Annotated in this window: 23 protein-coding genes; 9 read left to right on the plus strand and 14 right to left on the minus strand. The window is 69.4% G+C overall.

Annotated elements, in window-relative coordinates:
• Positions 1–186 precede the first annotated feature (186 nt).
• Positions 187–885, minus strand: a complete 699-nt coding sequence (locus AB6V31_RS13610) for a phosphatase PAP2 family protein (protein ID WP_268104588.1) — start codon at positions 883–885, stop codon at positions 187–189.
• Positions 886–1,090: 205 nt separating this feature from the next.
• Complete coding sequence (locus tag AB6V31_RS13615) at positions 1,091–2,428, minus strand: multidrug effflux MFS transporter (protein ID WP_186316681.1); 1,338 nt, start codon at positions 2,426–2,428, stop codon at positions 1,091–1,093.
• A 231-nt stretch (positions 2,429–2,659) separates the two neighbouring features.
• Between AB6V31_RS13615 and AB6V31_RS13620 the strand changes: the two genes are divergently transcribed.
• Both AB6V31_RS13620 and AB6V31_RS13625 read left to right on the plus strand, forming a co-directional pair.
• A complete protein-coding gene (locus AB6V31_RS13620) occupies positions 2,660–3,367 on the plus strand; it encodes a DUF3105 domain-containing protein (RefSeq protein WP_369366263.1) in 708 nt (235 codons plus the stop codon).
• Positions 3,367–4,038: a DUF305 domain-containing protein gene (locus AB6V31_RS13625; protein WP_369366265.1), complete on the plus strand. Its 672-nt coding sequence runs from the start codon at positions 3,367–3,369 to the stop codon at positions 4,036–4,038. The genes AB6V31_RS13620 and AB6V31_RS13625 overlap by 1 nt, the downstream gene beginning before the upstream one ends.
• Before the next feature lie 243 nt (positions 4,039–4,281).
• Here AB6V31_RS13625 and AB6V31_RS13630 read toward each other — a convergent pair whose 3' ends face one another.
• The 3 genes from AB6V31_RS13630 to AB6V31_RS13640 form a co-directional block, all read right to left on the minus strand.
• On the minus strand, positions 4,282–5,259 hold the full coding sequence (locus AB6V31_RS13630) for a carbohydrate ABC transporter permease (RefSeq protein WP_056230304.1): 978 nt from the start codon (positions 5,257–5,259) through the stop codon (positions 4,282–4,284).
• A complete protein-coding gene (locus tag AB6V31_RS13635) occupies positions 5,256–6,503 on the minus strand; it encodes a carbohydrate ABC transporter permease (RefSeq protein ID WP_235557002.1) in 1,248 nt (415 codons plus the stop codon). The genes AB6V31_RS13630 and AB6V31_RS13635 overlap by 4 nt, the downstream gene beginning before the upstream one ends.
• 234 nt (positions 6,504–6,737) lie before the next feature.
• Entirely contained in the window at positions 6,738–8,066 is a 1,329-nt protein-coding gene (locus AB6V31_RS13640) for an ABC transporter substrate-binding protein (RefSeq protein ID WP_056230307.1), read from the minus strand.
• 238 nt (positions 8,067–8,304) lie between these two features.
• Here AB6V31_RS13640 and AB6V31_RS13645 point away from each other — a divergent pair, with 238 nt between their 5' ends.
• On the plus strand, positions 8,305–9,315 hold the full coding sequence (locus AB6V31_RS13645; RefSeq protein ID WP_056230310.1) for a LacI family DNA-binding transcriptional regulator: 1,011 nt from the start codon (positions 8,305–8,307) through the stop codon (positions 9,313–9,315).
• Between the two features lie 52 nt (positions 9,316–9,367).
• Here AB6V31_RS13645 and AB6V31_RS13650 read toward each other — a convergent pair whose 3' ends face one another.
• From AB6V31_RS13650 to AB6V31_RS13670, 5 genes are all read right to left on the minus strand, one after another.
• Entirely contained in the window at positions 9,368–14,041 is a 4,674-nt protein-coding gene (locus AB6V31_RS13650) for an ExeM/NucH family extracellular endonuclease (RefSeq protein WP_369366268.1), read from the minus strand.
• Positions 14,042–14,344: 303 nt separating this feature from the next.
• On the minus strand, positions 14,345–14,728 hold the full coding sequence (gene rplL, locus AB6V31_RS13655) for a 50S ribosomal protein L7/L12 (protein WP_056230314.1): 384 nt from the start codon (positions 14,726–14,728) through the stop codon (positions 14,345–14,347).
• A 49-nt stretch (positions 14,729–14,777) separates the two neighbouring features.
• A complete protein-coding gene (rplJ, locus tag AB6V31_RS13660; protein WP_056230317.1) occupies positions 14,778–15,266 on the minus strand; it encodes a 50S ribosomal protein L10 in 489 nt (162 codons plus the stop codon).
• Between the two features lie 380 nt (positions 15,267–15,646).
• Positions 15,647–16,633 carry a hypothetical protein gene (locus tag AB6V31_RS13665; protein ID WP_369366271.1) on the minus strand — a complete coding sequence of 329 codons (987 nt, stop codon included), beginning with the start codon at positions 16,631–16,633 and terminating at the stop codon, positions 15,647–15,649.
• A gap of 223 nt (positions 16,634–16,856) precedes the next feature.
• Positions 16,857–17,258 (minus strand): hypothetical protein, encoded by a 402-nt coding sequence (locus tag AB6V31_RS13670; RefSeq protein ID WP_369366274.1) that lies wholly within the window; start codon positions 17,256–17,258, stop codon positions 16,857–16,859.
• Positions 17,259–17,360: 102 nt separating this feature from the next.
• Between AB6V31_RS13670 and AB6V31_RS13675 the strand changes: the two genes are divergently transcribed.
• The 4 genes from AB6V31_RS13675 (at position 17,361) to AB6V31_RS13690 (ending at position 21,489) form a co-directional block, all read left to right on the plus strand.
• Positions 17,361–18,041: a YqaJ viral recombinase family protein gene (locus tag AB6V31_RS13675; protein WP_268104595.1), complete on the plus strand. Its 681-nt coding sequence runs from the start codon at positions 17,361–17,363 to the stop codon at positions 18,039–18,041.
• Positions 18,042–18,139: 98 nt separating this feature from the next.
• Positions 18,140–19,834 (plus strand): MDR family MFS transporter, encoded by a 1,695-nt coding sequence (locus AB6V31_RS13680; protein ID WP_369366276.1) that lies wholly within the window; start codon positions 18,140–18,142, stop codon positions 19,832–19,834.
• Positions 19,827–20,300 (plus strand): MarR family winged helix-turn-helix transcriptional regulator, encoded by a 474-nt coding sequence (locus AB6V31_RS13685; protein ID WP_056230333.1) that lies wholly within the window; start codon positions 19,827–19,829, stop codon positions 20,298–20,300. Before AB6V31_RS13680 ends, AB6V31_RS13685 begins: the two co-directional genes overlap by 8 nt.
• A 232-nt stretch (positions 20,301–20,532) precedes the next feature.
• The gene (locus AB6V31_RS13690) at positions 20,533–21,489 is read left to right on the plus strand and encodes an NADP-dependent oxidoreductase (protein WP_369366594.1); all 957 of its coding nucleotides are present in this window, start codon (positions 20,533–20,535) and stop codon (positions 21,487–21,489) included.
• 2 nt (positions 21,490–21,491) lie between these two features.
• On the opposite strand, the gene AB6V31_RS13695 is transcribed toward AB6V31_RS13690, so the two are convergent.
• Positions 21,492–22,376 (minus strand): LysR family transcriptional regulator ArgP, encoded by an 885-nt coding sequence (locus AB6V31_RS13695; RefSeq protein WP_369366278.1) that lies wholly within the window; start codon positions 22,374–22,376, stop codon positions 21,492–21,494.
• Positions 22,377–22,445: 69 nt separating this feature from the next.
• Here AB6V31_RS13695 and AB6V31_RS13700 point away from each other — a divergent pair, with 69 nt between their 5' ends.
• Entirely contained in the window at positions 22,446–23,111 is a 666-nt protein-coding gene (locus AB6V31_RS13700; protein ID WP_268104600.1) for a LysE/ArgO family amino acid transporter, read from the plus strand.
• A gap of 55 nt (positions 23,112–23,166) precedes the next feature.
• A complete protein-coding gene (locus tag AB6V31_RS13705; protein WP_369366280.1) occupies positions 23,167–23,442 on the plus strand; it encodes an acylphosphatase in 276 nt (91 codons plus the stop codon).
• A 1-nt stretch (position 23,443) separates the two neighbouring features.
• Here the strand turns inward: AB6V31_RS13705 and AB6V31_RS13710 are convergent, their stop codons facing one another.
• Genes AB6V31_RS13710 through AB6V31_RS13720 form a run of 3 tightly spaced genes read right to left on the minus strand, consistent with a single transcriptional unit; the run spans position 23,444 to position 25,972 of the window.
• On the minus strand, positions 23,444–24,487 hold the full coding sequence (locus tag AB6V31_RS13710) for an NAD(P)H-dependent flavin oxidoreductase (protein ID WP_369366282.1): 1,044 nt from the start codon (positions 24,485–24,487) through the stop codon (positions 23,444–23,446).
• A 29-nt stretch (positions 24,488–24,516) separates the two neighbouring features.
• Positions 24,517–25,320, minus strand: a complete 804-nt coding sequence (locus tag AB6V31_RS13715) for an amino acid ABC transporter ATP-binding protein (protein ID WP_326493373.1) — start codon at positions 25,318–25,320, stop codon at positions 24,517–24,519.
• The gene (locus AB6V31_RS13720) at positions 25,307–25,972 is read right to left on the minus strand and encodes an amino acid ABC transporter permease (protein WP_056230356.1); all 666 of its coding nucleotides are present in this window, start codon (positions 25,970–25,972) and stop codon (positions 25,307–25,309) included. The genes AB6V31_RS13715 and AB6V31_RS13720 overlap by 14 nt, the downstream gene beginning before the upstream one ends.
• Positions 25,973–26,048: the final 76 nt, after the last annotated feature.

Below are 26,048 nucleotides of genomic sequence, written 5' to 3' on the forward strand. Positions count from 1 at the left end.
GCTCGAGCCCGCGCCGCCCCCACGTTGGCCTCCGCCGCCGCGAGGTCGGCTCGCGCCCGCGCGAGTCGCAGTTCGGCCTCGGCCGCCTCCGCCTCGGCGCGCAGCCGCGCGACCTCAGCGTCGGCCGTCGTGGGCTCGTCGGAGGGTACGGAGGGCACGTCGCCGGGCTCGCTCATGCGCGACAGCCTACGACGCGGCCGCCGCCCTGGCATCCGCCTTGCGCGCCCGCCGCATCGCGAGACGGTCTTCGTCCCGCGCCCGAAGTCGCGAGAACGCCGCCGCCAGGATCAGCGCCGCACCCGCGCCGATCAGCGCGCCGCCCGCGGTGTCCGAGAGCCAGTGCGCGTGCAGGTACGTGCGGCTGAAGGCCATGAGCACGACCCAGGCGACACCGACGATCCGCACCCAGAGGCGCGGGAAGAGCACGGCCGCGACGACCGCGATCGTCGCCGCGTTCGCCGTATGCCCCGAGGGGAATGATCCGTAATCGCTGACGATCAGGATGTCCTCCGGCCGCGCGCGACCGAAGGTGTGCTTGACCACCTGCACGAGCAGGGCGCTTCCCACCGAGGCGGTCAGGAAATACAGGGCCGACCAGCGTCGACGCGACAGGTACAGCACCAGCGCACCGAGCACCGGCACGATCAGCACCGCGGTGAGATGGCCTCCGACGGCGTCCATCGCGATCGCGAAGACCAGCAGGGGCTGAGACGGCGTGGATGCGAACAGCTGGTTCCACCACACGTCGATCGCGAAGGGACTCGGCCCCCGGAAGAACACCCACGCGCCCAGCGCGCACGCGAGGGCGATGAGCACCACGCCCACCGTCGCGCGGAAGCGCTGCGGGCGCGTGTCGAGCACGTCGTCGATCGCGGAGGCGTCCATCGCCTCATGATGCCGTCTCCACGACGACGACGGAATGGGTGGACGCCGCGCGCGTCCCCCGGGGATGGCTCTGCTACTGTGTGCGCCGCGCGAGCCCGGCAACGGCCACCGCGTCGGCGCCATCCCGCTCTGCGGCGATCGCGATCCCTCCCGGCTCGCTGCTCGCGCTGGCCGGGCCGAGGACCCGGCCGGGCCGCCGCGGCGATCAGGGCGCGAGACGCTCGACCGTGCGCGGACGCACCAGGATCCACAGCGACAGCACGCCGATGACGGCGCAGCCCAGCATCACCGAGGCCATGGTCGTGGCCGTGATGCCCGAACCGGTGGCGAGCAGGCCCACCAGCGGAGAGATGATGCCGGCCACACCGAAGTTCGCCGCGCCGATGATCGACTGCGCGGTCCCCGCGGCCTTGCCGTGACGATCGAGCGCGAGCACCTGAGCGCACGGGAAGGTGAAACCGCACGCGGTCATGAAGAAGAAGAGGGGCACGATGGTTCCCCACAGCCCGAGGCCGAGCTGGTCGGTCAGCACGATCGCGCCGCCGGCGAGCACGAGGACCGCCGTCGACACGGCGAGAACCCACTGCGGCCCGAAGCGGGCGGCGAGGCGCGAAGCCACCTGCACACCCACGACGACGCCGATCGAGTTGGCCGCGAACAGCACGCCGTATCCCTGCGCGCTGAACTGATAGGTCACCTGGAAGAGGAACGAGGATGCCGACAGGTACGAGAACAGCCCGCTGAAGGTCATCGCCCCGATGATGAGCACGCCGATGAAGACGCGGTCGCGGAAGACGCTCGCGTAGCGCTGCCAGACGGTGGTGGCGCCGGGACCCCCGCGGCGGGCGGGCGGGAGCGTCTCGGGCACGAACAGGATCGCCGAGACGAGCATGACGGCGCCGTACACGGCCAGCACCACGAAGATGCCGCGCCAATTCATCACGAGCAGAAGGGCCGAGCCGGCGAGTGGTGCGAGCACGGGCGCCACCCCCGACACCATCGCCATGCGCGACAGCATGACCACGAGGCGGCGGCCACCGAACAGGTCGCGGATGATCGCGGCGGCCACGACTCCACCGGCGGCCGCGCCCGCGCCCATCAGCACGCGGGCGATCGAGAGGGTCTCGAGAGTGGGCGCCGAGGCCGCGAAGATGCTCGCGGCCACGTGCAGCGCCGTGACCGAGAGCAACGGCAGGCGGCGGCCGACCTTGTCGCTGAGCGGTCCCACGATGAGCTGCCCCAGCGCGAAGCCGATCATCGTGCCGGTCAGCGTGAGCTGGATCGCGGCCGCCGTCGTCTGGAAGTCGGCCTCGAGCACGGGGAACGCGGGCAGGTACAGGTCGATCGTGAACGGGCCCAGGGCGGTGAGCGCGCCGAGCACGAGGATGTACAGGAAGCGCCGCGATGCCGGGATGGCGTCGCCCGGGTGCAGCACGATCGGCGCCGTGGCGGGGTTCTTGCCGATCGCGCGGATCGCGCCGGTGTTCGTCTGCGGGGGGCGGGACGACGAGGGGATGACGGGGTGGGAGGCAGTATCGAGCACGCGTCTGGTTTCGTTTCGCAACACGGACAGCCCGACGGAATCGGGCTGAGAAAAGAGGGGGATCGTCGAACCTCGAATCGATTCGACATCGTCATACTACCGTGACCACCCGCACCCCACCATCCCGGGCTCGCGGGTTCCTCCCAGGCCATCGGCCCATTCACCCGCATAGGCTGGGGGCGTCGGCGGATGCCGATGTGTCCCGCCCCGAAGAGAGACAGAACACAGCGCATGACCTCCCCCTCCGACAAACGAGCCAGCGGCAACCCGGCCAAGCAGGCCCAGATCGACCTCACGGTCAAGCAGCAGCGTGAGCAGAAGCGCCAGGAGAAGCTGGCCGAGTACCAGAAGCAGGTCGCGAAGCGTAAGCGCGGCAAGCTCGTGTGGTGGGTCGTGGGTTCTACGGCCGCCGTCGCGGTGATCGGCCTCGTCATCGCCTCGTTCGCCTTCGCCCCCGCTCCCCCGACCAGCTACCAGGCCGGCAACAGCACGGGCCGCGAGATCAGCGGCGTCGAGACGTTCCAGAACCGCTCCGACCACGTGCAGGGCGCGGTGACGTACGAGCAGAACCCGCCCGCCGGCGGACCGCACAACCCGATCTGGCTCAACTGCGGCGTCTACACGCAGCCCCAGCAGAACGAGAACGCGGTGCACTCGATGGAGCACGGCGCCGTGTGGATCACCTACGACCCCGCGCGGGTCGACCAGGCCGGCATCGACGCCCTCAAGGCTGTCATGCCCTCGAGCTACGCCCTGCTCTCGCCCTACCCCGACATGGACACCCCCATCGCGGTCAGCGCGTGGAACCACCAGCTCACACTCGACGACCCGAACGACCCGCGCATCACGGAGTTCTTCACGGAGTACTGGCGCAGCCAGAACGCCCCCGAGCCGAACGCCGCGTGCTCGGGCGCCATCGACGGTCCGGGCAAGGCCTGATGAGCGACGACGCCCCGGTCGCGCGTCCCGCGGTCCGCTGGGTCGTCGTCGCCCTCGTCGCGGTCGCCGTGATCGCCGTCGCCTTCGCGATCGGACGCTTCACGGCGTTCGGCGCGACGGCGGCGCCCGCGCACCCGGGCGAGAACTCGGCCGAAGCCGGCTTCGCCCGCGACATGCAGGTGCACCACACACAGGCCGTGCTCATGGCGATGGAGATCTACCGCAAGACCGACGACGACGAGCTCCGCACGCTCTCGTACGACATCGCCACCGCCCAATCGGGCCAGCGCGGCGAGATGTACGGATGGCTCGTGCAGTGGGGCCTCCCCCAGTCCTCGAGTCAGCCGCTCATGACGTGGATGGAGAAGTCCGGTGAGCACAGCCACGGAGACACCGCGGCGCTCACGCAGGAGCAGCTGCTCTCCGAGATGGGCATGGCCACCGACGCCCAGCTCGACGAGCTGCGCAGCGATCAGGGGCGCCCCGCGGACTGCCTGTTCCTCGAGCTGATGATCCGCCACCACCAGGGCGCCATCCCCATGGCTCAGGCCGTCATCGAGCTCGGCTCCGACGCGCGTGCGAAAGAGGTCGCCGGCGCGATCGTGACCGGCCAGTCGGCCGAGCTCGACGCCATGCGCGACATCCAGTCGCGCCTCTCCTGCAGCGCCTGACGCGAACGCTCCCCCGCCACACGGCATCCGCCCCTTCTGGCCCCCACGCATAACGCCACCCGCGACGAAGAACCCGTCATACGCGCGGATCGCGTTCATCCGCGGGCTCGCTCTGTGGGCCGCGGGGTCCGTGTCGGCGCACAGCGCCCCGGAACCCGAGCGGCGGCGGGCGCCGCGCCCCGCCGGGAACGCCGAGGGGCGCGGCACCCTTCCGGATGCCGCGCCCCTCGGGTCGTGACGGGCTCAGCCCTTCGTGGCACCCGCCAGCAGGCCGCGCACGAAGAAGCGCTGCAGGAGGAAGAACACGATCAGCGGAACCAGGATCGAGATGAACGTTCCCGCCGACTGGAGGAACCACTGGTCGCCCCAGGTACCCGACAGCGAGTTGAGCGATTGGGTGAGGGGCAACGATGACGATGGCGCGAAGATCGTCGCCACCAGCAGGTCGTTCCACACCCAGATGAACTCGAGCACCGCGAACGAGGCGAGCGCGGGAGCCGCGAGCGGCAGGATGAGGCGGAAGAAGATCTGCCCGTGGCCGGCTCCGTCGACACGAGCGGCCTCGATCACCTCGGCCGGGATCTCGGCGATGAAGTTGTGCAGCAGGAAGATGGCCAGCGGCATCGCGAAGATCACGTGCGCGATCCACACGGTCGCGAAGCTGTGCTCCACGCCGCGCAGGTCGAAGCCCGGGAAGATCGTGACTTCGTTGATCGTCAGACCGCGCGAGAACAGGCTCAGCAGGGGCACGAGGGCCATCTGCAGCGGCACGATCTGCAGCGCGAAGATGAAGATGAAGAAGAAGTTGCGGCCCTTGAAATCGATCCACGCGAACGCGTACGCGATGAGCGACGCGACCGCGAGGGCGAACAGCACCACCGGGATCGTGATCGCCAACGAGTTCAGGAACGACTGTGCGAGCGTGAGCGCGGTCCCTCCCGACGTCAGCGCGAGGCGGTAGTTCTCCAGGGTGAACGACGGGTCGGTGAAGACCGTCCACCACCCCGACGACTGGGTGTCGGAACCCGGGCGGAACGAGGTGACGAAGAGGCCGAAGGTCGGGATCGTCCAGAAGAAGGCGATCACGACGGCCGCGATCGTCGCGCCCTTCGAGGTGAGGCGCTTGCGCGCCATCGCCTCGTGCTTGCGCGTGTCGCGTGCCACCTGGCGGGCGGAGCGGGTGTCGGTGGTGGGTTCGATCACCACGGTCGAGGTGGTCATCGCACTTCCCTCTGCTTCCGGATCTGGCGCACGTTGAAGATGATCAGCGGTAGCACGAAGATGAACAGCACCACGGCCAGCGCCGCGGAGTGCCCGTAGCTCTGGAAACGCTGCTGCTGATTGACCATCTCGAAGGCGAGGACGGTCGAGTCGTTACGCCCACCGGTCATGACGGCGACGATGTCGTAGATCTTCAGGGCGCCGATGGCGATGGTGGTCAGCACGACGATCAGCGAGGACCGGATGCCGGGGACGGTGACGTTGATGAAACGCTCCCAGGCGCTCGCCCCGTCGAGTTCGGCGGCTTCGTTCTGCTCCGGCGGAACCGCCTTGATGGCGGCCGAGAGGATGACCATCGCCAGGCCCGTCTGACTCCAGATGAAGACGACGACGAGCAGGAGGGTGTTGATCAGGGGCGACGCGGCCAGCCACGAGACCGGCTGACCGCCGAAGGCCGTGACGATCGCGTTCAAGACACCGATCTGGTCGCCCTGGCGGAAGTCGTAGACGAACTTCCAGATGATGCCGGCCCCGACGAACGAGATCGCGAAGGGCATGAAGATGAGCACCTTCAGGTACTTCTCGCCCGCCGCGCGGTCGATGAAGACCGCGTAGGCCAGTCCGATCGCGGTGGCGATGGTGGGAGCCAGCAGCACCCAGATGAGGGTGTTGATGACAGACCAGAAGCCCTCGGGGTTCGTGAAGGTCCAGATGTAGTTCTCGAGACCGACGAAGTTGTCACCGGTCTTGTCGAAGAACGACTGGAAGAAGGTGGTGATCGCCGGGTAGACCAGGCCGAGCAGCAGCAGGATCGAGGCGGGGGCCGCGAACAGGATCAGCTGGAACAGGTAGCCCGCGCCCTGGCGCGAGCGGTAGTCGGCGTAGAAGAGGATCGCCCCGAGGAGGATCGCGATGCCGAGGACGTAGATGACGGCGTTCTGGTACGGGCGCAGCAGCATGAACGCGAGCACCGGGATGCCGAAGCAGGCGATGAGCCGCAGCCAGAAGTAGCCCTTGCCGGAGCGGGGCGCGTACTCGATGAGCAGCAGCAGGAGCCCGACGACCGCGCCGAACGCGACCACGACGAGCGGGATCTGGACGAGGGGGCTGAGGCCACCAAGCCAGATGAAGAAGCTGTTGAGGCTGAAGCCGATGGTGGTCGGCTTGGTGTCGGCGGGGGCCCGCGTCACCATGAAGAGGAAGAGCGCCACCGCGAGGATGAGCCCTACGAGGACCACGAGCATGGTGGTCCGATTGCGTGCGCCGGAGCCGCGCGTCTGCCGCTCGGCTCGTCCGCCCGGCGGAGGTGACGCCGTCGGCGCCTTCTCCGCGTTCTTGATATCGGTCATGACGTCCCTCCCGAACACGCCTTCGTGCTCATCGTTGAGTGCCCGTGTGGTGCGTGCGGGCGGATTAGAAGTATGGACCCGGATGGGCCGCCCGCGTGGCGGGCGGCCCATCGGTGGTGCAGCGGGCGGTTAGTTGTTATAACCGGTCTGGATGTCGCTCAGCACCTGGTCGGTCGGCGTACCGTCGATCCAGCTGACCATGCCCTTCCAGAACGAGCCCGAGCCGACGGTCGCCGGCATGAGGTCCGACGCGTCGAAACGCAGCGTGGTGTTCGGGTCCTGGACGACCTTCATGGCCTCCTGCAGGAACTCGCTCGAGGCGAGCGAGGGGTCGGCGCCCTTGTTGGCCGAGATCACGCCGCCGAGCTTGACGCGGGCGTTGGCGAAGTCGGGGGTCGACATGAACTCGGCGACCTTCTGGACGTTCGCGTCGTCCGAGAACGTGGTGACGAACTCGCCGCCACCCTCGACCGCCAGCTTGCCCTCGGTCACGCCGGGGAGCAGGAAGGCGTAGACGTCACCGTCGGGTGCGACCTTGACGTCGCCGCCCGAGGCGTTCTTGACCGTGAGGAAGTTGGACGACAGGAACGACGCCTGGTGGGTCATCGGGCAGCTGCCGTCGGCGACCTTGGCGGCCACGTCGGCGAAGGCGACCGAGTTGATGCTCTTGACGTCACCGAAGCCGGCGTTGACGTACGACGGGTTCAGGAGGATCTTGCCGGTGGCCTCGAAGGCCTCCTTGATCGGTGCGTCGGTGAACTTGACCTCGTTGGCGACCCACTGGTCGTAGACGTCGGGGCCGGACTGACGCAGGACCATGTCCTCGATCCAGTCGGTGCCGGGCCAGCCCGAGGCGTCACCCGAGGCGAAGCCCGCGCACCACGGAGCGGCGCCGGTCTTCTGCTGGATGGTCGCCGTGAGGGTCATCAGCTGGTCGAGCGTCTTGGGGACCTCGACGCCCCACTCCTTGAACTTCGCCGGCGAGTACCAGACGTAGCCCTTGAGGTTGGCGAGCATGGGTGCGGCGTAGAACGTTCCGTCTTCGCTGCCGTAGGACTTCCAGTCCTCGCCCCAGTACTGGTCGACGTTCGACGACACGGTGTCGGACGCCTTCTTCACGTCGCCCGTGCCGATGAGGGTCTTGAGCAGACCCGGCTGGGGGACGATCGCGATGTCGGGGGCGTCGCCACCGGTCACCTTGGTGACGATGTTGCCCTCGAAGCTCTTGTCGCCGGTGTAGACGACCTTGATGCCGGTGTCCTTGGTGAACTGGTCGAACGACTGGTTCAGCAGGTCGGCCTCGCTACCGGTGATGCCGCCGGAGATGCGGACGGTCGTCTCGCCTCCGGAACCGCTCGTGCCGCCGCTGTCGCCTTCGGCGCAGCCCGCGAGAGCGATCGCACCGACCGCCAACAGCCCGACGGGCGCCAGCAGGCGGTACCGCTGTGACATACCCATGTGGTCTCTCCTCTTTGAGTGTCTTGGTGCACCGGATCCCGTCGGGAACCGATTCCAGGCAACCGTAGAGCCAATCCACAAGACTTGCAACCGGCCGCAGGTCACGAACGGATAACTAGCGGAAAGACGCGGAAACTCACCGGTATACCGGGCCGGGACCGGTTCCACTTTGGGTGATTCTCGGATACTCTTTTCGACGTCGACACGGACGTCGACGCATCACGAGGAAGATCACGGCATGAGCGGAATCGCCGATGTGGCACGCCTGGCCGGCGTGTCCAAGTCGACGGCAAGCCGCGCTCTCACGGGCGGCGGCTATGTCTCCGACCTCACTCGTCAACGCGTCACCGACGCCGCGGCATCCCTCGGCTATGTCCCCTCCACGAGCGCGGTGAGCCTCGCGACGGGGCGCACCCGCACGATCGCCCTGATCGTGCCGAAGGTGAACCGCTGGTACTTCGGGTCCATCGTCGAAGGGGTCGAACGCACCCTCATCCCCCTCGGCTACGACGTCACCCTCTACGTGGCGGAGCCGGGATCCAACGACCGCGAGAGCCTGTACTCCACGTACCTGGCCCGCAAGCGGTTCGACGGCATCATCGCCGTCGCCCTCGAGCCGGACGACGCCGACCTCGAACGCCTCGCGAACATCGGCAAGCCGGTGGTGAGCATCGGCAACGCCCTCAGCGGTGTGCCCACCCTCGGTCTCGACAACATCGCGATCACGCGCATCATCACGCAGCACCTCATCGCACTCGGACACACCGACATCGCCTTCGTCGGCAGTACCCCCCGCAGCGACGCTCCCGCCAAGGACGTCGACGAGCGCTCGATCGGGTACCGGAACGCGATGAACGACCACGATCTGGCCGTCCGCATCCGCAGCGTGCCCTCCACCCTCACGATCACCGACGCGTACGCGGCCGCCGCCTCGTTCCTGGCCGACGCGGCCTCGCGTCCCACCGGCGTGGTCGCCGCCTGCGACGAGGTCGCGATCGGCGTGATCATCGCCGCGCGGCGGATGGGAATCTCGGTCCCCACCGAGCTCAGCGTCGTCGGGATCGACGGCCACGACTACGCCGAGATGTTCTCCCTCACCACGATCGAGCAGTTCCCGCAGGCGCAGGGTGTCGAGGCGACCCGCCTGCTCCTGTCGATGATCGAGGGGACCGGCGAACCGGCCTGGCGGACCGAGGCCGAGACCCGGCTCGTCGTCCGCGCCTCCACCGCTCCCCCGCGCGTGTCCTGAGAAGACGGGACCCCGGATGCCGTGGCATCCGGGGTCCCGTCTCTCTCGCTGATCAGTCGGCGCGACGCGTCGCCCGTCGGCGGGCCACGAGGCCGAGCCCCAGCAGCGCGAGCGCGGCGAGCACGCCCGCACCCATCCACGTCGTGTCGGCGCCCGTCGTCGGCAGCGAGCCGGACGCCGAGCCCCGACCGGACCCGTTCTGGCCCTGGCCCGCGCCCGCACCGGGGGTGCCGGCACCGTCACCGGCCGCGGTCACCTGCACGGGCACCACCACGGCGGTCCCGGTGGGCTGCGCGGTCAGGCGCAGCTGCAGGGTCCCGACGGCGTCCGCGGGCACTCCCACGGTCACGGTCGCCGAGCCGTCGACCACCGCGACGCCGGTCGCCGCGGGCGCGGCGAGCGCCGCGACTCGCGCCGACGGGGCGGCGAGGGCCATCGTCCGCGCCGTCGCGCGGGGCGACACCGTCTCGGCGCCGAACGAGGCGTCGAGCGTCGTGTTGGCCGGCGCGCCAAGCGAGGTGAGGTCGAGGTTCGACACGGTCACCGTGAGATCGGTGCCCGGTGCCGCGGCGCGAGCGCCCGACACCTGCACGCCACGCGCGGTGAAGTCGGGGGTCAACCCTCGGTTCTCGTCCAGGTACCGGATCCACGCGTCGCGGTCGATGAGACCCGAGTCGCGGGTGTCGGTTCCCTTCGCGAAGACCGAGAAGCTGTCTCCTCCGCCGAGCAGGAAGTTGAACGAACCCACGCGGTACCCCTTCGCCGGGTCGACGGGCACGCCGTCGATCCAGACTCCGGTGATGCGCTGCCCCGCGGGGAGCGCCGCGTCGTAGGTGTAGCGGAGGTTCTCCGAGACACCGAGCGACAGGTTCGCGTTGTCGGCGCGCTTCGAGAAGTCGCCCCACTGCTGCTCGAGGACCTGACGCACCTGGTCCCCGGTGAGGGTCGTGGTCCACAGGTTGTTGAGGAAGGGCAGGACCGCGTTCGCCTCGGCGAGCGTGATCACACCGCCATCCGCCCCGTAGAGCAGCTCATCGCGCAGGCCGCCCGCGTTGACGAACGAGATCTCGGCACCGCCTCGGTCGGCATCATCCAGCGAGTCGAGCAGCGCGTCGGCCACGAGCCCGCCGAGAGCCGACTGCTTCGTCCGATCGCCGCGCGTACCACCGGCGTAGACGCCGTCGACGTACGCGCCGCCGCTGAAGGCCGTGGTGATGTCGGCGCTGACCGAACCCACCTGCTGCTGTCCGACCACGTCGGCTTCGGCACGAGCCGCCTTCACGATCCCGTCCACTTTCGCGACGCGAGGGTAGGTGCGGACGAGTTCCGCGTCGAGAGCCGCGTTGACGGCCGCGTCCTTGCCTCCGAGGCGCGCGACGTTCCGCGCGGTGTGATTGACCACGTCGCCCTGCGCATCGACGTCGAGCACGATCTGACCGACGTTCTCGCCGTAGTTGCCCGTCTGGACGATCGGGCGCGTGCCCTCACGGCCCGGGATCGGCGCGTCCCACGCGTACAGCTGGTGCGTGTGGCCGGTGAAGATGGCATCCACCTCGGGAGAGGTCTCGTTCACGATCTTCGCGAACGGTCCCCCGGCGGCGACGGCCTGCTCGAGAGTCGTCGTGGCCTGACCGGCACCGGAGCCCTCGTGGTACTGGGCGACGATCACGTCGACCTGGTCGTCGATCTCGGCGACGACGCGGTTCACCTCGGCGACGGGCTCGCGGAACTCGATCCCCTGGATGCCGCTGGGCGTGACCAGCGTCGGGGTCGACTCCGTGATGGCTCCGATGACGCCGACGCGCACACCGTCGACCTCGAAGATCGCGTACTCCTGCAGCAGAGGCTTGCCGTCCGTGAAGACGTTCGCGGCCAGGTACGGGAAGTCGGCGAGACCGTCGACGCGACCGGTGAGGTCGTTCGCGCCCTTGTCGAACTCGTGGTTCCCCGCGGCCGAGGCCTTGAGGTCGAGTGCGTTCAGCACGTCGATGGTCGGCTTGTCACCGAAGTACGACGAGGCGAACACCGAGGCGCCGATGTTGTCGCCGTTGGAGATGAACAGCGAGTTCTTCTCGCCGTACTGCGCGCGAACCTGCTCGACGGTCCCGGCGAACCGGACGGTGTTGGCGTCGATCCGACCGTGGAAGTCGTTGATGCCGACCAGGTTCACCTGGGTCGTCGGAGACAGGTCGAGACCCACGATGACCGGGTCGTGATCGCTGGAGCGGTACGGCGTCGTGTCGTAGAAGTTCAGCGCGTTGTAGTTGTAGCGGCTGTACTCCAGGGCCAAGGCCTCGACGGCGTTGATGTTCCAGATGTCGGCGCCCGTCACCAGCTCGCGCGCAGAGGGCGAGGCCAGCACGTGATCGAGCGAACCCGACTGACCGCTGAACGAGTACGAGTACTTTCCGGTGCCCGCCTTGAGCGGCTCGAAGCCGAAATCGCGCAGCTTCTGGATCGGGTCTTCCTGCGAGTAGGAGTTGAAGTCGCCGAGCAAGAAGACGTCGTCGGTGCCGACCGCGGCCGAGCGGGTCTTCGCGAAGTTCCCGAGGGCCTCCGCCTGACGCACCCGATCGCCGTTGAACGCACCCTGGATGCCGTTGGCGTTGTCGCCCGTCGCCTTGGGGTCGCTGTCGCCCTTCGACTTGAAGTGGTTCACGATCGCCAGGATCTTGGCATCCGGGAACGCGACCGGGGCGAACGCCTGCGCGAGCGGTTGGCGTGCGTTGCGGAACGCGGCGTCGTCGAGGATGACGCTGTCGCCGACGGGAGCGGCCACGCCCTTCTTGTAGATGAAGGCCGTGCGGATCACGTCCTCGGTCGCGGGCAGGGCCGCGGGCGAGGGGACGAAGGCCCACTGCTCCGAACCGAGCGCGGCGTTGAGGGCACCGACCAGGGTGGACAGCGCCGCGTCGCGGTTCTTGCCGAACTTCGCGGAGTTCTCGATCTCTTCGAGCGAGACGACGTCGGCACCGAGACCGTTGATGGCGGCGACGATCTTGTCCTGCTGGCGCGTGAGGTTCTCGTCGTTCGCGGCGCCGCGAGGGCCGGGAGCGGGGCACGTGTTCGCCGTGACCGGGTTGCCCGCGCGGTCCTTGTACACCGAGGTGCAGTTGACGCTCGCGGCGGTGGTGGTGAAGTAGTTCAGGACGTTGAAGCTCGAGATCTTCAGATCGCCGCCGACCGGCGCGGGTGCCGTGGTGCGGGTGTTCGCGAAGGTCGCCGGCTGCACGTCCTTCGCGTTGTCCACCGTGAGCTGCTGCGTCGGCTGGAACTTCCAGGTGTTGTTGCGGTAGTCGAGGATGACCGGCTTCGTGAACGTCGTCGCAGCGCCCACGCGCACGGGCTTCGTTAGCGACACGTACGGCAGGGGGATGCCCTTGTTGGCGTCGTTCAGGAAGTTGACCGACGCACCGTCGTCGAGGACGACGCCGCGGGCGGCGTTGTCGGCGACGGCTCCGTCGTAATCGAGGGTGCCCGGCCGCGCGACGTCGGTGGGGGTGCGCAGCGGCATGGTGCCGGCAGCGAGGCCGACCTCGGCGTACTGGTTGGTCGAGTACGAGTTCGTGACGGTGAAGTCGCCCTGCGGCGCGAGGAGCATGCCCTCGAAGCGCTCGCGCTCCTCGTCGGTCTTCGGCCACGAGATCTTGGCGGGCTGCACGGCGGCGGCTTGCTCGGTGAGCACGCTCACCCCCGCGGCCTCGGCGGAGATCTGCGTCTGACCGGAGAACTCGTTAGCGGTTCCCGTCACCTCGACGTGCTGACCGATCGCGACCGTGGCGGTCGCGGCCGAGCCGTAGACGAAGATCGCGTCGGATGCCGTGTGCGTCTTCGGATCGATCTCGCCACCGGTACCCGGGGTCTGGATGAAGAAGCCGTTGTAGCCGCCGGTCGGGTACGCGGCGGTCACGATGCCGCGCGTGGTGACGGTCTGGCCGGCGAGCGGCGTGGTGGCTCCGGTGCCCTGGATCTCGCTGATCGGGACGACCGCGCCCGGCGTGACCGGGCGCGCCTGTGTCACCGAGGCGGACGGCGAGGGCGACGGCGATGCCGAGCCCGACGGGTCGGGGGTGGGCGTGGTCCGGCCGGAGCCCTGCGGCGTGACCGTCGTGGTGTTGGTGAAGTCCTTCGAGTTGTCGTTGGTGTCGACGAAATCGGTGCGGACGAGAGCGTTGGGCTTGCTGTTGGCCCCGTCGACGATCGCGGGAGCCGTCTCGAACGAGATGCCTTTGCCATATCCGAGGAAGTCGACGACTCGAGCGTCCGCGACGGAGCCCGACGGAACGGCTAGGGGTTCGGGCACGTTGGCGAGGAAGAGCTGACCGGAGGTGCCCCCCGGGTTGAGCGTGCTCGTCAGGTCGGTGGCGGGAAGAGCCGCGCCGGCTGGGGGCGTTCCGTTGCCCGGCAAGCCGATCAGATAGTAGCCGCCGGCATCGATCGAGCCGCTGAGCCGCTGCGTATTCGCTGCGGTGGGAACGGAGGAGCTCGACTCGGAGCGGTACTGGAGCGACCACCCGCTCAGGTCCTGCGCGGTGTCGCCCGCGTTGTACAGCTCGACGAACTTCTGGTTGAAGAAGGCGCCGGCGCTCCCGCCCTTCAGGTAGGCCTCGTTGATCACCACCTTCGAGCCGACGGCGGCCGAAGCCGGGAGCGGCACGATCGCTGAGCCGAAGAGGGCGACGCCGAGGGCGGCGCTCAGTGCGGTGGTGAAACGGCGTGCGGACACGCGCGAAGCATCGGAAGGCATGGGTCTCCAAGTACCGGCGCGCGCAAGGCGACGTCGGCGGTGGGGGAATCGACGGGGGGTCTCAACGACCGTAAACGATCCCCATACCCTTTTCCCAGACTTCTTTATTTCGATCAGGTGAACATCGGTGTCTCGTCGCATGAAACCGGGTCTCACACCCGTCCGGTCGCCGGGCCCCCGATCGGCCGACCGCTCCCGACGCTCACGAGAAACGACGAAGGCCCGGATGCCATGGCATCCGGGCCTTCGTTTATCGCGATGAAGCGACCGCTCGAAGCGAGATTACTTCAGGGTCACCGTGGCGCCGGCAGCCTCGAGGGCCTCCTTGGCCTTCTCGGCGGCTTCCTTGTTCGCGCCCTCGAGCACGGCCTTGGGAGCACCATCGACGACGGCCTTGGCCTCGCCGAGGCCGAGCGAGGTGAGCTCGCGGACCGTCTTGATGACCTGGATCTTCTTGTCGCCGGCAGCCTCGAGGATGACGTCGAACGAGTCCTTCTCTTCCTCGGCCTCTGCGGCGCCCGCGCCACCGGCAGCGCCGGCAACGGCGACCGGAGCGGCAGCGGTGACGTCGAACTTCTCCTCGAACGCCTTCACGAACTCGCTGAGCTCGACAAGGGTCAGACCAGCGAACTGGTCGAGCAGCTCGTCAGTGGTGAGCTTCGCCATGATGTTTCTCCTAATAGGTGGGGTTTGTGGGGTGAAGACCGTGCGGGGCTCAGGCAGCCTCGGCGGTCTCCAGCTTCTCGCGGAGGGCGTCGATGGTGGCCGCAGCCTTGCCCATCGTCGCCTTCATCATGCCCGCGGCCTTTGCCAGCAGAACCTCGCGGCTCTCCAGGGAGGCGTACTTGTCGACCTCGGCGGCGCTGAGGGCGTTGCCCTCGAAGACGCCGCCCTTGATCACGAGAAGCGGGTTCGCCTTGGCGAAGTCACGCAAAGCCTTAGCGGTGGCGACGAAGTCACCGTGCACGAACGCCACGGCCGACGGACCCTTGAGGTCGTCGTCGAGCGCCGTGATCCCCGCGTTGTTCGCGGCGATCTTGGTCAGCGTGTTCTTCACCACGGCGTAGTCCGCGTCCTGACGGATGTTGTTGCGCAGCTGCTTGAGCTGGGCAACCGTCAGACCGCGGTACTCGGTCAGCAGGACGGCGTTCGAGTTCTCGAAGTTCTTCGTGAGCTCGGCGACCGATGCATCCTTCTGCGCCATGGTCACTCCTTGATGGGTACGAGGCGCTCCGCGATGACGGGGCGCCAGCCAAAGACACCGGGGTCTGGACAAAAAGAAGAGCTCCGGCGCAGGCGCACGGAGCTCGGAAGAGATTCGTTTACCTGCGTAGGTCCTCTGCTTTTCAGCAGACGCTTCGATCGACGTGCGAGCACGACGATGACCGACGGTCTTTGGCTTGAACCCCACTGTACCCGATCCCCCACGCCCTCGCCACTCCGCGCCCCTCGCCGCCCGCCCGTGACGGCACCCGAGCGTCGAGACCGCACCCGATCGTCGAGGCCGCACCCGTTCGCCCGCAAACGAATGCACCTTCGTCAGACGAGTGCGTCCTGACGGCGGCGTCGCCGACCGCCGGGGAGTCACCGCGGCGGATGCACACCGAAAGCGGACAGGCGCGCAGCAAGCGTCTCCGGTGTCGCGATGTCCGCGAAGCCCCCGCGGCACAGCCGCCATTGCGTGACGCCCCGGATCCAGTCTTCGCGCCGCTTCTCGTCGAGCACCACGTCCTCGATCGAGCGCCCCTGCCTCGTCGCGACGTCGCGGTACTTCACCTCTCCGTCGAACTCCCAGAATGTGCGGACCTGACGCAGCCCGATATCGACGAAGTAGTCCGAACCTCGCGGCCCGGCGACGGCCACCTGCAGATCGAGGTCACGGAAGCCGAGCCGGTACAACTGGAGACGACTCACGCTCTCTCCGGGCAGCTCCGCACGGCCGTCGGCGAACTCGACGACCCAGCTCGCGTCACGCACACCCCGTTGCCCCCGCGCACGGGCGACACGCTCCCGCAGGCGCTCACGCCAGGCGTCCTGCACATCAGCACGGAACCGCCGACGTTCCACCGCGGCGCGACGAAGAGCCCCGTCGACGCACGACAAGGCCATCTCCCGCGTCTCGGTCCGAGAGACGTCGAACACCGTCCGCTGGATCGAGGTGCACCGGATGCCGTCGACCTCGACGACGTCGTCCTCGCTCAGAGCATCCGTGTGCCGGCGGACGTATGACCCGCTGGGCGGGTGCGCAGAGCGGGGGACCACCATCTGCACGCGCTGCTCCCGGAATCGGTACAGCGGAAGACCATGGAGCACCGCAGCGGAAAGGTAGGAGACGACGCCCTCCGCACCGCGTGCCCTGTCGAGCGCCGCCAGCACGGCGAGGCGATGGCGGTCGACGGGCCGCGCAGATGCCCACTCGTCGCGCGCGACGTACACGCCGGGTTGAATGCGCGTCCACGCCGCCCGGTCGCCGCCCGTCTTCAGTTCCGCTTCCGACACTCCACGATCGCGCAGTTCGGCGCGCGTGAACAGGGACCGTCGCGCGACGACGACCTTCGACTCCACAGGCATCCGCCCACCCTGCCCTCCTCGACGATCCCTCCGGGCGCGCTCTCCACAGGCCCGTCCCTGTGCAGGAGCGGCGCACGCCACCGAAGACGCATTCGATCATCCAGGACGCACCCGTTGGGCGACGAAGCGGTACGTCGTCGGCAGACGAATGCGTCCTCGGCGACCGCATGCCGGCGGCGGCGGCACCCCGGCGACGGCGACGACACCCCAGCGGGGTGCCGCGTCAGGAGACGCGGGGCTCGGGCAGCAGGGCGCGGGTCATGCGCACGATGCGCGAGGGCGTGCGGGCGCCGAGCCACACCGTGCAGAGGGGGGCGTCTCCGCAGGCCCACTCGGCGCACCACGCGTGGATCGCCTGTGCCAGCCGCTCGCCGCGCGGGCGCAGTTCGCCGTCGAGCGTCCGGTCCAGCCAGCTCACCCGGCCGGCCCCGGTGTCGAACGGTTCGATCTCCGCCGTGCCGCACACCTCGACCAGCACTGTCGCGTGCACATGGGGCGACAGCGCCGCGGCGATCCGACGCATCTCGGCGACGTTCCGGGCGTCGCCGCCGAGCAGGACGGCCCCCTCCAGGTCGCGCCAGAGTCCCCCGTCGGGGCGGCGCAGAGAGGACGATTCCGAACCCATGCAGACAACTTAGGTCACCCTTACCTGTCGCACAAGACCCCGGATGCCGACGCGCCGCGCCTCGCATGCGCTCCACGGGCGAGCGGGGTTAGGGTCGAACGCATGTCCCCCGAGCTCGTCGCATCGCGTAGCGCCGACCTCGACGCCCGCATCGTCGCGGACTCGCGCGATCGCGTCGCCTGGATCCGCGCGCGCAGCCGGGGCATCACCGCGACCGACGTCGCCACGCTGACCAGCCCCAACGCCATCGCACGGGCGGCGGATGCCAAGCTCATGGGCTCGAACTTCTCGGGCAACGCCTTCACGGCTCACGGTCGGCGTCGCGAGCCCGAGATCGCCGCGTGGGTGGCGGCGACCCACGGCATCCGCCCCTCCTCCGCCCTCTATCACGCGGTCGTCGAGAAGCGTCATCTCGCAACCCCCGACGGTGTCGTCGTCGACGGCGAGGGCCGCATCGTGCTCGCCGAGATCAAGACGACGAACAAGGCGTGGCGCTCGATCCCGAAGACCTACATGCGTCAGATCTGGTGGCAGCAGCACGTGCTGGGCGCCGAGCGCACCCTCGTCGCCTGGGAGCAGCACGACGGCTTCGTCCCCCTGCACGACGAACCGCGGTGCCAGTGGATCGATCGAGACGACCGCGAGATCGCCAAGCTCGTGGGCCTCGCGACCTCGCTCATCGACGAGCTCTACCGCCGCACGATGGAGGCGCGCCGGCCGCGCCCCGAACCGGCCCGTCCGGAGCCCACGGAGAGGTATCGCGCTCTCGCTCTCCTCGATTAATGGTTGACGCAAGTCAATCATTAGGCGTATCGTTGACATCAGTCAACTAATCGCGCCATCGTCGTCGCGGCATCCGTCCCCTTTCGTGGAGCTCCCGCATGACAACCTCTTCTCTCGAGGCGCCCGCCCAGCGGCGCGTCCTCCCGGCCCTCATTGGCCTGCTGCTCGGCACCTTCGTGTCGATGCTCGCCTCGACCGTCGTCTCGACGTCGCTGCCGGTCATCGTGCACGACCTGTCGGGCGACCAGAACGCGTACACCTGGGTCATCACCGCGACCCTGCTCACGACCGCGATCTCCACCCCGATCTGGGGCAAGCTCGCCGACCTGTTCAACCGCAAGGTCCTCATTCAGATCGCCATCGCGATCTTCGTGCTCGCCACCGCGGCCGCCGGCTTCTCGCAGAACACCGACATGCTGATCGGCTTCCGCGCGGTGCAGGGTCTCGGCGCCGGCGGACTCGCCGCCCTCAGCCAGGTGATCATGGCCGACATCATCAGCCCGCGCGAGCGCGGCCGGTACATGGGCCTCTTCGGCGCGGTGATGGCCGTCGCCACGGTCGGTGGCCCCCTGCTCGGCGGTGTCATCACCGACGCCTTCGGATGGCGCTGGAACTTCTTCGTCGCCCTCCCCTTCGCCGTCGCCGCCCTGCTGATCCAGCAGCGCACGCTGCACCTGCCCGCCCGTGCCGCCCGCACGGTCAAGATCGACTACCTCGGCATCGTGCTGCTCTCGGCCGCCGTGTCGCTGCTGCTCATCTGGGTCACCAACGCCGGCAGCACCTTCGAGTGGGCCAGCACCGAGACCGTCCTCATGGTCGGCGGGGCCGTCGTGGCCGCGATCCTCTTCGTGGTCGTCGAGCTGCGCTCCTCCGAGCCCCTCGTGCCGCTGACGCTGTTCCGCGACGCCACCTTCACCCTCGCCACGATCGCGTCGATCGCGACGGGCCTGGCGATGTTCGGCACCTCGGTGTTCCTCAGCCAGTACATGCAGATGGCACGTGGCGCCACGCCCACCGAGGCCGGCGTGATGACCATCCCCATGATCGGCGGCCTGCTCATCTCGTCGATCGTCGTCGGTGCGCTCATCTCGCGCTTCGGCCACTGGAAGCCGTTCCTCATCGCCGGCGGCGTGCTGCTGATCGCCGGCACGTTCCTGCTGTCGACCATCCACTACGACACCAACTTCGCCCTCGTCTCGCTCTACATGGCCCTGCTGGGCGCCGGTGTCGGCATGACGATGCAGAACCTCGTGCTCATCGTGCAGAACACCGCCAACCCGTCGCAGATGGGTGCCGCGAGCTCGGGCGTGACGTTCTTCCGCAGCCTCGGCGGCACGATCGGCGTCTCGGTGATGGGTGCGGCCCTGGCGAGCATGGCGACGAGCCTGTTCACCGACCGCGCCGCCGACCTGAAGGCCGCCATCGTGGCCCTCGGCGCCGACGGAGCCGCGGTCGCGCAGAACCTGCAGTCGGGAGCCATCCCCCAGGTCTCGGCTCTCCCCGAGGGGGTGCGCGTCATCGTCGAGGACATCTACGCCCAGTCGATCGCGCACTCGTTCCTCATCGCGGTGCCCGTCGCGGTGGTGAGCCTCATCGCGATCCTGTTCCTGCCGAACCGCCCCCTGACCCGCATGACGACCACCGAGCGCGTCGCCGCGAGCCAGGCCGACTTCGCCACCGTGTCCGTCCCCGAGGCCATGGCGACGCTCTCCGCCACCGGCACCATCCCGACACAGGATGCCGGCTCCCCGCGCCGTGCACGCCGTGAGGCCGAGATGGGAGAGGATGGCTGACGTGACGAGCGATAAGGACGACGAGCGCCGCGAGGCCGTACAGGCCCTGGAATCGTCGTTCTCGGAGCTCATGACCGTGTTCCGCCGCTTCGTCTCCGAGGCGGCGGAACGCGTGAGCCCGGGAATGCTGCCGGCGACGTTCAAGGCCCTCTCGGTCGTCAGCCGCTTCGGTCCGCTCACCCTCTCGGCCCTGGCCGAGCGCCTGGCCGCCGACAAGGGGTTCCTCAGCCGCTCGATCACCGAGCTCGAAGACCTCGGCCTCGTCACCCGCACGCCGGACCCCACCGATCGCCGCTCGCGGCTCATCGCCGTCACCGAGGTCGGCCACGCGCGCCTCGCGGAAGCTCGCGCCCCTCACGAGAGTCGCTTGTTCGACGCGATCGCCGACTGGACGATCGACGACATCCGCCACCTCTCCACGCTGCTGCACGCTCTCGCCGTCGGCGAAGTTCCCGTCCGCGACTGACCGCGCCCGCGGCTTCACTGTTGCGCACGGGACGACGGGGATGGATGCCGCGGACTCGGGCTTCGCGACACGGTGACCGAGGCGTAACACCGCCGAGACAATCCCGGGGTTGACTGTGGGGACCGCGGCGAGGTCGCCGCGGAGCGACCGCAGCGAGAGAGAGCGCCCGATGAGATTCCGATCGACGCGTCCCGAGACCGCCCTCCAGCCCGTCCCCCCGGTGCCCGAGACGATGCGTGCGGTGGTCCTCGACGCCCCGGGCGCGGCCGACGCCCTCCGCGTGGCGGAGGTCGCCGTGCCCGTTCCGGTGCTCAGCGAGGTGCTGGTCCGGGTGGTCGCCGCCGGGATCAATCCCATCGACGCGAAGACCCGCGCCGGGCGCGGTCTGTCCGGGGCGATCTCGTCGTGGCCCGCCGTCCTGGGTCTCGACGTGAGCGGCGTGGTCGTGCGGGCACCGTTCGACGCGCACCCCTTCCCCGTCGGCACCGAGGTCTACGGCATGGCCACCGTGCCGCGCACGAGCGGGTCGTACGCCGAGTACGTCGTGGTGCCCACCCTCTCGCTCGCGCGCAAACCGGCGTCGCTCTCGCACGTCGAGGCCGCCGGGGTTCCGGTGGCCGCGCTCACCGCGTGGGGCATCGTCGTCGAGACGGCCCTCGCGCACCAGGGCCAGCGCATCCTCGTGCACGCGGGAAGCGGCGGTGTCGGCCACTTCGCGGTGCAGTTCGCCGCCTATTTCGGGGCTCACGTGATCGCGACGGGTTCCCCGCGCAACCTGGACTGGCTTCGAGAGCTCGGGGCCGCCGAGGTGATCGATTACACCTCCGTACGGTTCGAAGAGGTTGTCGACGACGTCGACGTCGTGATCGACCTGATCGGCAACGTCTCCGACGACACGGGGACGCGGTCCCTCGAGGTGGTGCGCCCGGGCGGACTCCTCATCGAGGTGCCCACCGGAGCCTGGCCCGGCTTCCGCGAGGCGGCCGCGGAGCGCGGCATCCGCTCCACCGATTACAGGACGATCCCCGACGGCGGGGCTCTCGCCACGATCACCCGCCTCCTCGATTCCGGTGCGGTGCGCGTGTACGTCGAGCACGTCTTCGAACTCGACGACGCCGCCGCGGCGCACACCGAGCTCGAACGCGGGCACACCCGCGGCAAGATCGTGCTCAGCGTCAGCGACGACTGACCTCAGCCCGCGAGCATCCGGCGCCCCTCGTCGACCACCTCGTCGGCCACCTCGTCGAGCAGAGGCGAGGTGAGGTTCCACTGCTGCCAGTAGAGCGGGACGTCGATCGGGTCGTCGCCGAGTCGCACGAGCTCGCCCGCGCTCAGCGCCGCGTCGGATTGGAATCCGGGAAGCAGTCCCCACCCGAGTCCCAGCTGGACGGCCGTCGCGAAATCCTGGGATGCCGGGACCCGGTGCCGGGGCGGGGCCGCCGCGGGGACCCCGCGGCGCGCGAGCCACTGCGTCTGCAGGTCGTCGCGCCGGTCGAAGTCGACCACGGGGGCGGCACTCAGGGCCGTGACGTCGACGCCGGATGCGAACCATCTCGCGGCGAACGAGGTGGTGGCCACCGCCTCGTACCTCAGCACCCCGAGCGGACGCACACGGCACCCGGCGACGGGGGCCTCGCGCGAGGTCACCGCGGCCATCACCGTCCCCGACTCGAGCAGCCCCGCCGTGAAGTCCTGATCGTCGCGGTGGAGGTCGAAGACGACGGCGCGCCGCTCCGCCACGCGCGCCAGCGGCGGGAGGAACCAGGTCGCGAGCGAGTCGGCGTTGACGGCGAGGGGCACGGATGCCACCGCCCCACCCTCGGCGCCGATCGCGGCGAGGGCATCGTGCTCGAGCAGGGCGAGCTGTCGGGCCAGGCGCACGACCGCGTCGCCGGCCTCGGTGGTGCGCACGGGCTTGCTGCGCACGAGGACCACCCGCCCAAGCTGGTCCTCGAGAGCCCGCACGCGTTGGCTCACGGCCGAGGGGGTGACGTGCAGGCGTCGGGCTGCGGCATCCAGGGTCCCCTCTTCGACCACGATGGCGAGGGTGCGGGCGAGATCGAGGGGAATCGACATGAAGGAATGCTAATGCTCCTGAAGAATCCTGAGCTGGCCTACGGCACATCAGCCCCCTAGCGTCGAGACGTGCTCACTCCTCTGCTCGCCGGCCTCGGCCTCGGCTTCTCGCTCATCATCGCCATCGGCGCGCAGAACCTCTTCGTCCTCCGACAGGGCATCCGCCGCGAGCATCTGCTCGCCGTCGTCGCCGTCTGCGCGGTCTCGGACGCGGTTCTGATCCTGCTGGGGGTTTCGGGCATCGGCCTGGTGCTGAACGCCGTGCCGTGGCTCATCGTCGTCGTGCGATGGGCGGGGGCGGCGTTCCTTCTCGGGTACGGCCTCCTCGCCGCCCGGCGCGCCCTGCGCCCCAGCGGCGCGACACTGCACCTCGACGCCGGCGCCCCGGCATCCCCTCCGGCTCGGGATGCCGGGAACACGACGGTCCGCACGCGCCCGGCGCGGACGACCCTCGCCACCGCCGTGCTCACTTGCCTCGCCCTGACCTGGCTCAATCCGCACGTCTACCTCGACACGGTGTTCCTACTCGGATCGGTCGCCTCGACGCACGGTGACGGACGCTGGGCCTTCGCGGCGGGTGCGTGCGCGGCGAGCCTCGTGTGGTTCTCGGCGCTCGGCTACGGGGCCCGGTACCTCGGCCGCTGGCTCGACACTCCCCGCGCGTGGCGCGTCCTCGACGGCGTCATCGCCGTGGTGATGTGCGCGATCGCCGTCTCGCTCGTGCTCCCCCACTGAGACCGCTGAGACCGCTCGCTCGGCGGATCGGCCGCCGCTCGGGGAGAATGGGCCGATGCGAACGGCGACGATGACGGTGAGCGGCCGCGTCCAGGGTGTCGGCTTCCGGTACTCCCTCCGGGCAGAGGCCGAGCGGCTCGGTGTCGGCGGGTGGGTGCGCAATCGCCGCGACGGCTCGGTCGAGGCGTTCCTCGCCGGAGACCCCGACGCCGTCGAGGCGGTGATCACCTGGGCGCACGACGGACCGGCCGGAGCCCGCGTCGACGACGTCGACGTGATCGAGGGCACCGGGGAGTCGGCATCCGGATTCGAGATCCGCCCCACGGCCTGAGTCAGCCGGGCAGGCCCGCCCGCAGTTCGTCGATGACGTCCGCGGCGTCGTCCAAACGGGACAGACCCGCCGACTGCCCCGCCCACAGCGATACGAGATCGCCGTCACCGCGCGCCGTCGCCGCGGCGCGGAACACCCCGGTGAGCCAGTTCTGCGCCGGGAAGGGGGCGATCAGGCCCGAGGCCTCGATCTCGCGCATGGCACGGTTCGGGATGCCACGCGCCAGCCGCCCGCTCATGGCGCGCGTGAGCACCGTGTCGGTGTCGGCCGCCGCCGAGATCGCCTCGCGGTGCGCCGCGGTGGCCGCCGACTGACGGGTGCGCAGGAACGCGGTCCCGACCTGCACGCCCTCCGCCCCGAGCGCGAAGGCCGCTGCCACCCCGCGACGATCGGCGATCCCGCCCGCCGCGATCACGGGGATGTCCACGGCGTCGACGACCTGCGGCACGAGAGCGAACGTGCCGACGAGTGACGACGACGCCTCCCGCAGGAACGACACCCGGTGTCCTCCCGCCTCCGAACCCGTCGCGACGACGGCATCGACACCCGCCGCCTCGAGGGCGACGGCTTCGGCGACCGTGGTCGCGGTGCCGATCACGCGGATCCCGCGCTCCCTCGCGGCGTCGAGGGTGTCGGCATCCGGAATCCCGAAGACGACGCTCAGCACGTCCGGACGCGCCTCGAGGACCGCGTCGAGCTGCGCGGCGATCGGCGGGAGGAAGGATGCCGGGGGTTCCGGCACCTCGACCCCGGCTGCGGCGAACAGGGGTGCCGCGGCGTCGAGGAACGGCCGCACGTCCAGGTCGGCGGGACCCACCTCGTCACCGCGCGGGAGCCACAGGTTGACCGCGACGGGACGCGGCGTAGCCGCTCGCAGCTGCGCCACGGTCTCGCGGATGCGACCGGGCGCATACCCGTAGAGGCCGTATGAGCCGAGCCCTCCCCCGTCGCTCACCGCCGCCGTCAGCGCGATCGACGACAGCCCGCCGAAGGGACCGAGGACGAGAGGGAGATCGATGCCGAGCAGGGTCTCGAGGCGGCTCATGCCTCGACGCTACTCCGCCCGACAGGAGGTCACGCGTGATCGGCGTCCGAGGGGTCGGGCCCGTCGAGGGGACGCAGCAGCCGGTTGAGGAAGCGCTGCGTGCGCTCCTTCTTCGGCTGGCGCAGGAGCTCCGACGGAGCACCGCGCTCGACGATGACCCCCTCGTCGAAGAACAGGACCTCGTCGGCGACCTCGCGGGCGAAGCCGAGTTCGTGGGTGACGATGACCATCGTCCACCCCTCGTTCGCGAGTTCGCGCAGGACGGTGAGGACCTCGCCCACGAGCTCGGGGTCGAGGGCGCTCGTCGGCTCGTCGAACAGCAGCAGAGAGGGCTGCAGGGCCAGAGCGCGCACGATGCCCACGCGCTGCTGCTGGCCACCGGACAGCTCGGACGGATACGCGTCGCGCTTCTCCGACAGACCCACGCGCGCCAGCAGCGTCTCGGCGCGGGCGATCGCCTCGGCCTTGGGCACGCCGTGCGCCTGGATGGGGCCCTCGATGACGTTCTGGATGACCGTCAGATGGGGAAAGAGGTTGTGGTGCTGGAAGACCATCGCCGAGCGATCGCGCAGGGCGGTGCGGTCGCTCTTGGACACCTTGCGCGAGAAGTCCACGACCGGTCCCCCGTCGAACGCCACCACACCGGCATCCGGGGTCTCGAGGCCGTTCAGGCAGCGCAGGACCGTGGTCTTTCCCGAGCCCGAGGGCCCGATCAGGACGAGCACGTCGCCGCGGCGGACCTCGAGGTCAACGCCGTCCAACACGCGGTTCGTGCCGAAGCTCTTCTGCAGGCCCGAGACGGCGAGCAGCGGGGCGGTGTCAGTGGGCGACATGGCGGTCCAGCCTCTTTTCCAGGGCGTTCTGCCCGAACGACAACACCAGGCAGAACAACCAGTAGATCAGCGCGGCTTCGAGGTACACCGCCATGAACTCGTACGAGAAGGCCGCGATGGCCTGCGCCTGGCGGAAGAGCTCGGTGACGAGGATGAGGGATGCCAGCGAGCTGTCCTTCACGAGCGAGATGAACGTGTTCGACAGGGGCGGCACCGACACGCGAGCGGCCTGCGGGAGGATGATGCGCGTCAGCGTCTTGCGCGGCGAGAGCCCCACCGTGTGCGCCGCCTCCCACTGCCCGCGCGGGACCGACAGGATCGCGGCGCGGATCACCTCGGCCGCGTACCCGCCGACGTTCAGCGAGAAGGCGATGACGGCTGCGGGGAAGGGATCGATCGTGAGGCCGAGCGAGGGAAGACCGTAGAAGATCACGAACAGCTGCACCAGCAGGGGCGTGCCGCGGATGATCGAGATGTAGAACCGGGCGACGCCCGACAGCACCGCGTTCCGCGACAGCCGCAGCAGCGCCATCGCCAGCGCGATCACGAGACCGATCGCGAACGAGGCCAGGGACAGCGGGATCGTGCCCGTGATCCCGGCCAGAACCATCGGCCAGAACGAGTCGACGAGCAGGGTCCAGATGTCGTTCATGGGCCTCCTTCCTCACGCGCGAGCGGATCATCCGCCTCCCACGCTACGGCGGGAAGGCGGATGATCCGCGGGGGTT

This window comes from Microbacterium sp. 16-032 (assembly GCF_041079455.1).
Taxonomy (GTDB): Bacteria; Actinomycetota; Actinomycetes; order Actinomycetales; family Microbacteriaceae; genus Microbacterium; species Microbacterium testaceum_A.

What these genes read in the sequence shown, in the direction of transcription:
- AB6V31_RS13610 (WP_268104588.1), bottom strand. Translation starts at nt 885, where the DNA reads ATGGACGCCTCCGCGATCGACGACGTGCTCGACACGCGCCCGCAGCGC.
- AB6V31_RS13690 (WP_369366594.1), top strand. Translation starts at nt 20,533, where the DNA reads ATGCGTGCGGTGGTCCTCGACGCCCCGGGCGCGGCCGACGCCCTCCGC.
- AB6V31_RS13620 (WP_369366263.1), top strand. Translation starts at nt 2,660, where the DNA reads ATGACCTCCCCCTCCGACAAACGAGCCAGCGGCAACCCGGCCAAGCAG.
- rplL (WP_056230314.1), bottom strand. Translation starts at nt 14,728, where the DNA reads ATGGCGAAGCTCACCACTGACGAGCTGCTCGACCAGTTCGCTGGTCTG.
- AB6V31_RS13630 (WP_056230304.1), bottom strand. Translation starts at nt 5,259, where the DNA reads ATGACCACCTCGACCGTGGTGATCGAACCCACCACCGACACCCGCTCC.
- AB6V31_RS13675 (WP_268104595.1), top strand. Translation starts at nt 17,361, where the DNA reads ATGTCCCCCGAGCTCGTCGCATCGCGTAGCGCCGACCTCGACGCCCGC.
- AB6V31_RS13715 (WP_326493373.1), bottom strand. Translation starts at nt 25,320, where the DNA reads ATGTCGCCCACTGACACCGCCCCGCTGCTCGCCGTCTCGGGCCTGCAG.
- AB6V31_RS13720 (WP_056230356.1), bottom strand. Translation starts at nt 25,972, where the DNA reads ATGAACGACATCTGGACCCTGCTCGTCGACTCGTTCTGGCCGATGGTT.
- rplJ (WP_056230317.1), bottom strand. Translation starts at nt 15,266, where the DNA reads ATGGCGCAGAAGGATGCATCGGTCGCCGAGCTCACGAAGAACTTCGAG.
- AB6V31_RS13685 (WP_056230333.1), top strand. Translation starts at nt 19,827, where the DNA reads ATGGCTGACGTGACGAGCGATAAGGACGACGAGCGCCGCGAGGCCGTA.
- AB6V31_RS13640 (WP_056230307.1), bottom strand. Translation starts at nt 8,066, where the DNA reads ATGGGTATGTCACAGCGGTACCGCCTGCTGGCGCCCGTCGGGCTGTTG.
- AB6V31_RS13635 (WP_235557002.1), bottom strand. Translation starts at nt 6,503, where the DNA reads ATGCTCGTGGTCCTCGTAGGGCTCATCCTCGCGGTGGCGCTCTTCCTC.
- AB6V31_RS13710 (WP_369366282.1), bottom strand. Translation starts at nt 24,487, where the DNA reads ATGAGCCGCCTCGAGACCCTGCTCGGCATCGATCTCCCTCTCGTCCTC.
- AB6V31_RS13695 (WP_369366278.1), bottom strand. Translation starts at nt 22,376, where the DNA reads ATGTCGATTCCCCTCGATCTCGCCCGCACCCTCGCCATCGTGGTCGAA.
- AB6V31_RS13705 (WP_369366280.1), top strand. Translation starts at nt 23,167, where the DNA reads ATGCGAACGGCGACGATGACGGTGAGCGGCCGCGTCCAGGGTGTCGGC.
- AB6V31_RS13680 (WP_369366276.1), top strand. Translation starts at nt 18,140, where the DNA reads ATGACAACCTCTTCTCTCGAGGCGCCCGCCCAGCGGCGCGTCCTCCCG.
- AB6V31_RS13645 (WP_056230310.1), top strand. Translation starts at nt 8,305, where the DNA reads ATGAGCGGAATCGCCGATGTGGCACGCCTGGCCGGCGTGTCCAAGTCG.
- AB6V31_RS13625 (WP_369366265.1), top strand. Translation starts at nt 3,367, where the DNA reads ATGAGCGACGACGCCCCGGTCGCGCGTCCCGCGGTCCGCTGGGTCGTC.
- AB6V31_RS13670 (WP_369366274.1), bottom strand. Translation starts at nt 17,258, where the DNA reads ATGGGTTCGGAATCGTCCTCTCTGCGCCGCCCCGACGGGGGACTCTGG.
- AB6V31_RS13665 (WP_369366271.1), bottom strand. Translation starts at nt 16,633, where the DNA reads ATGCCTGTGGAGTCGAAGGTCGTCGTCGCGCGACGGTCCCTGTTCACG.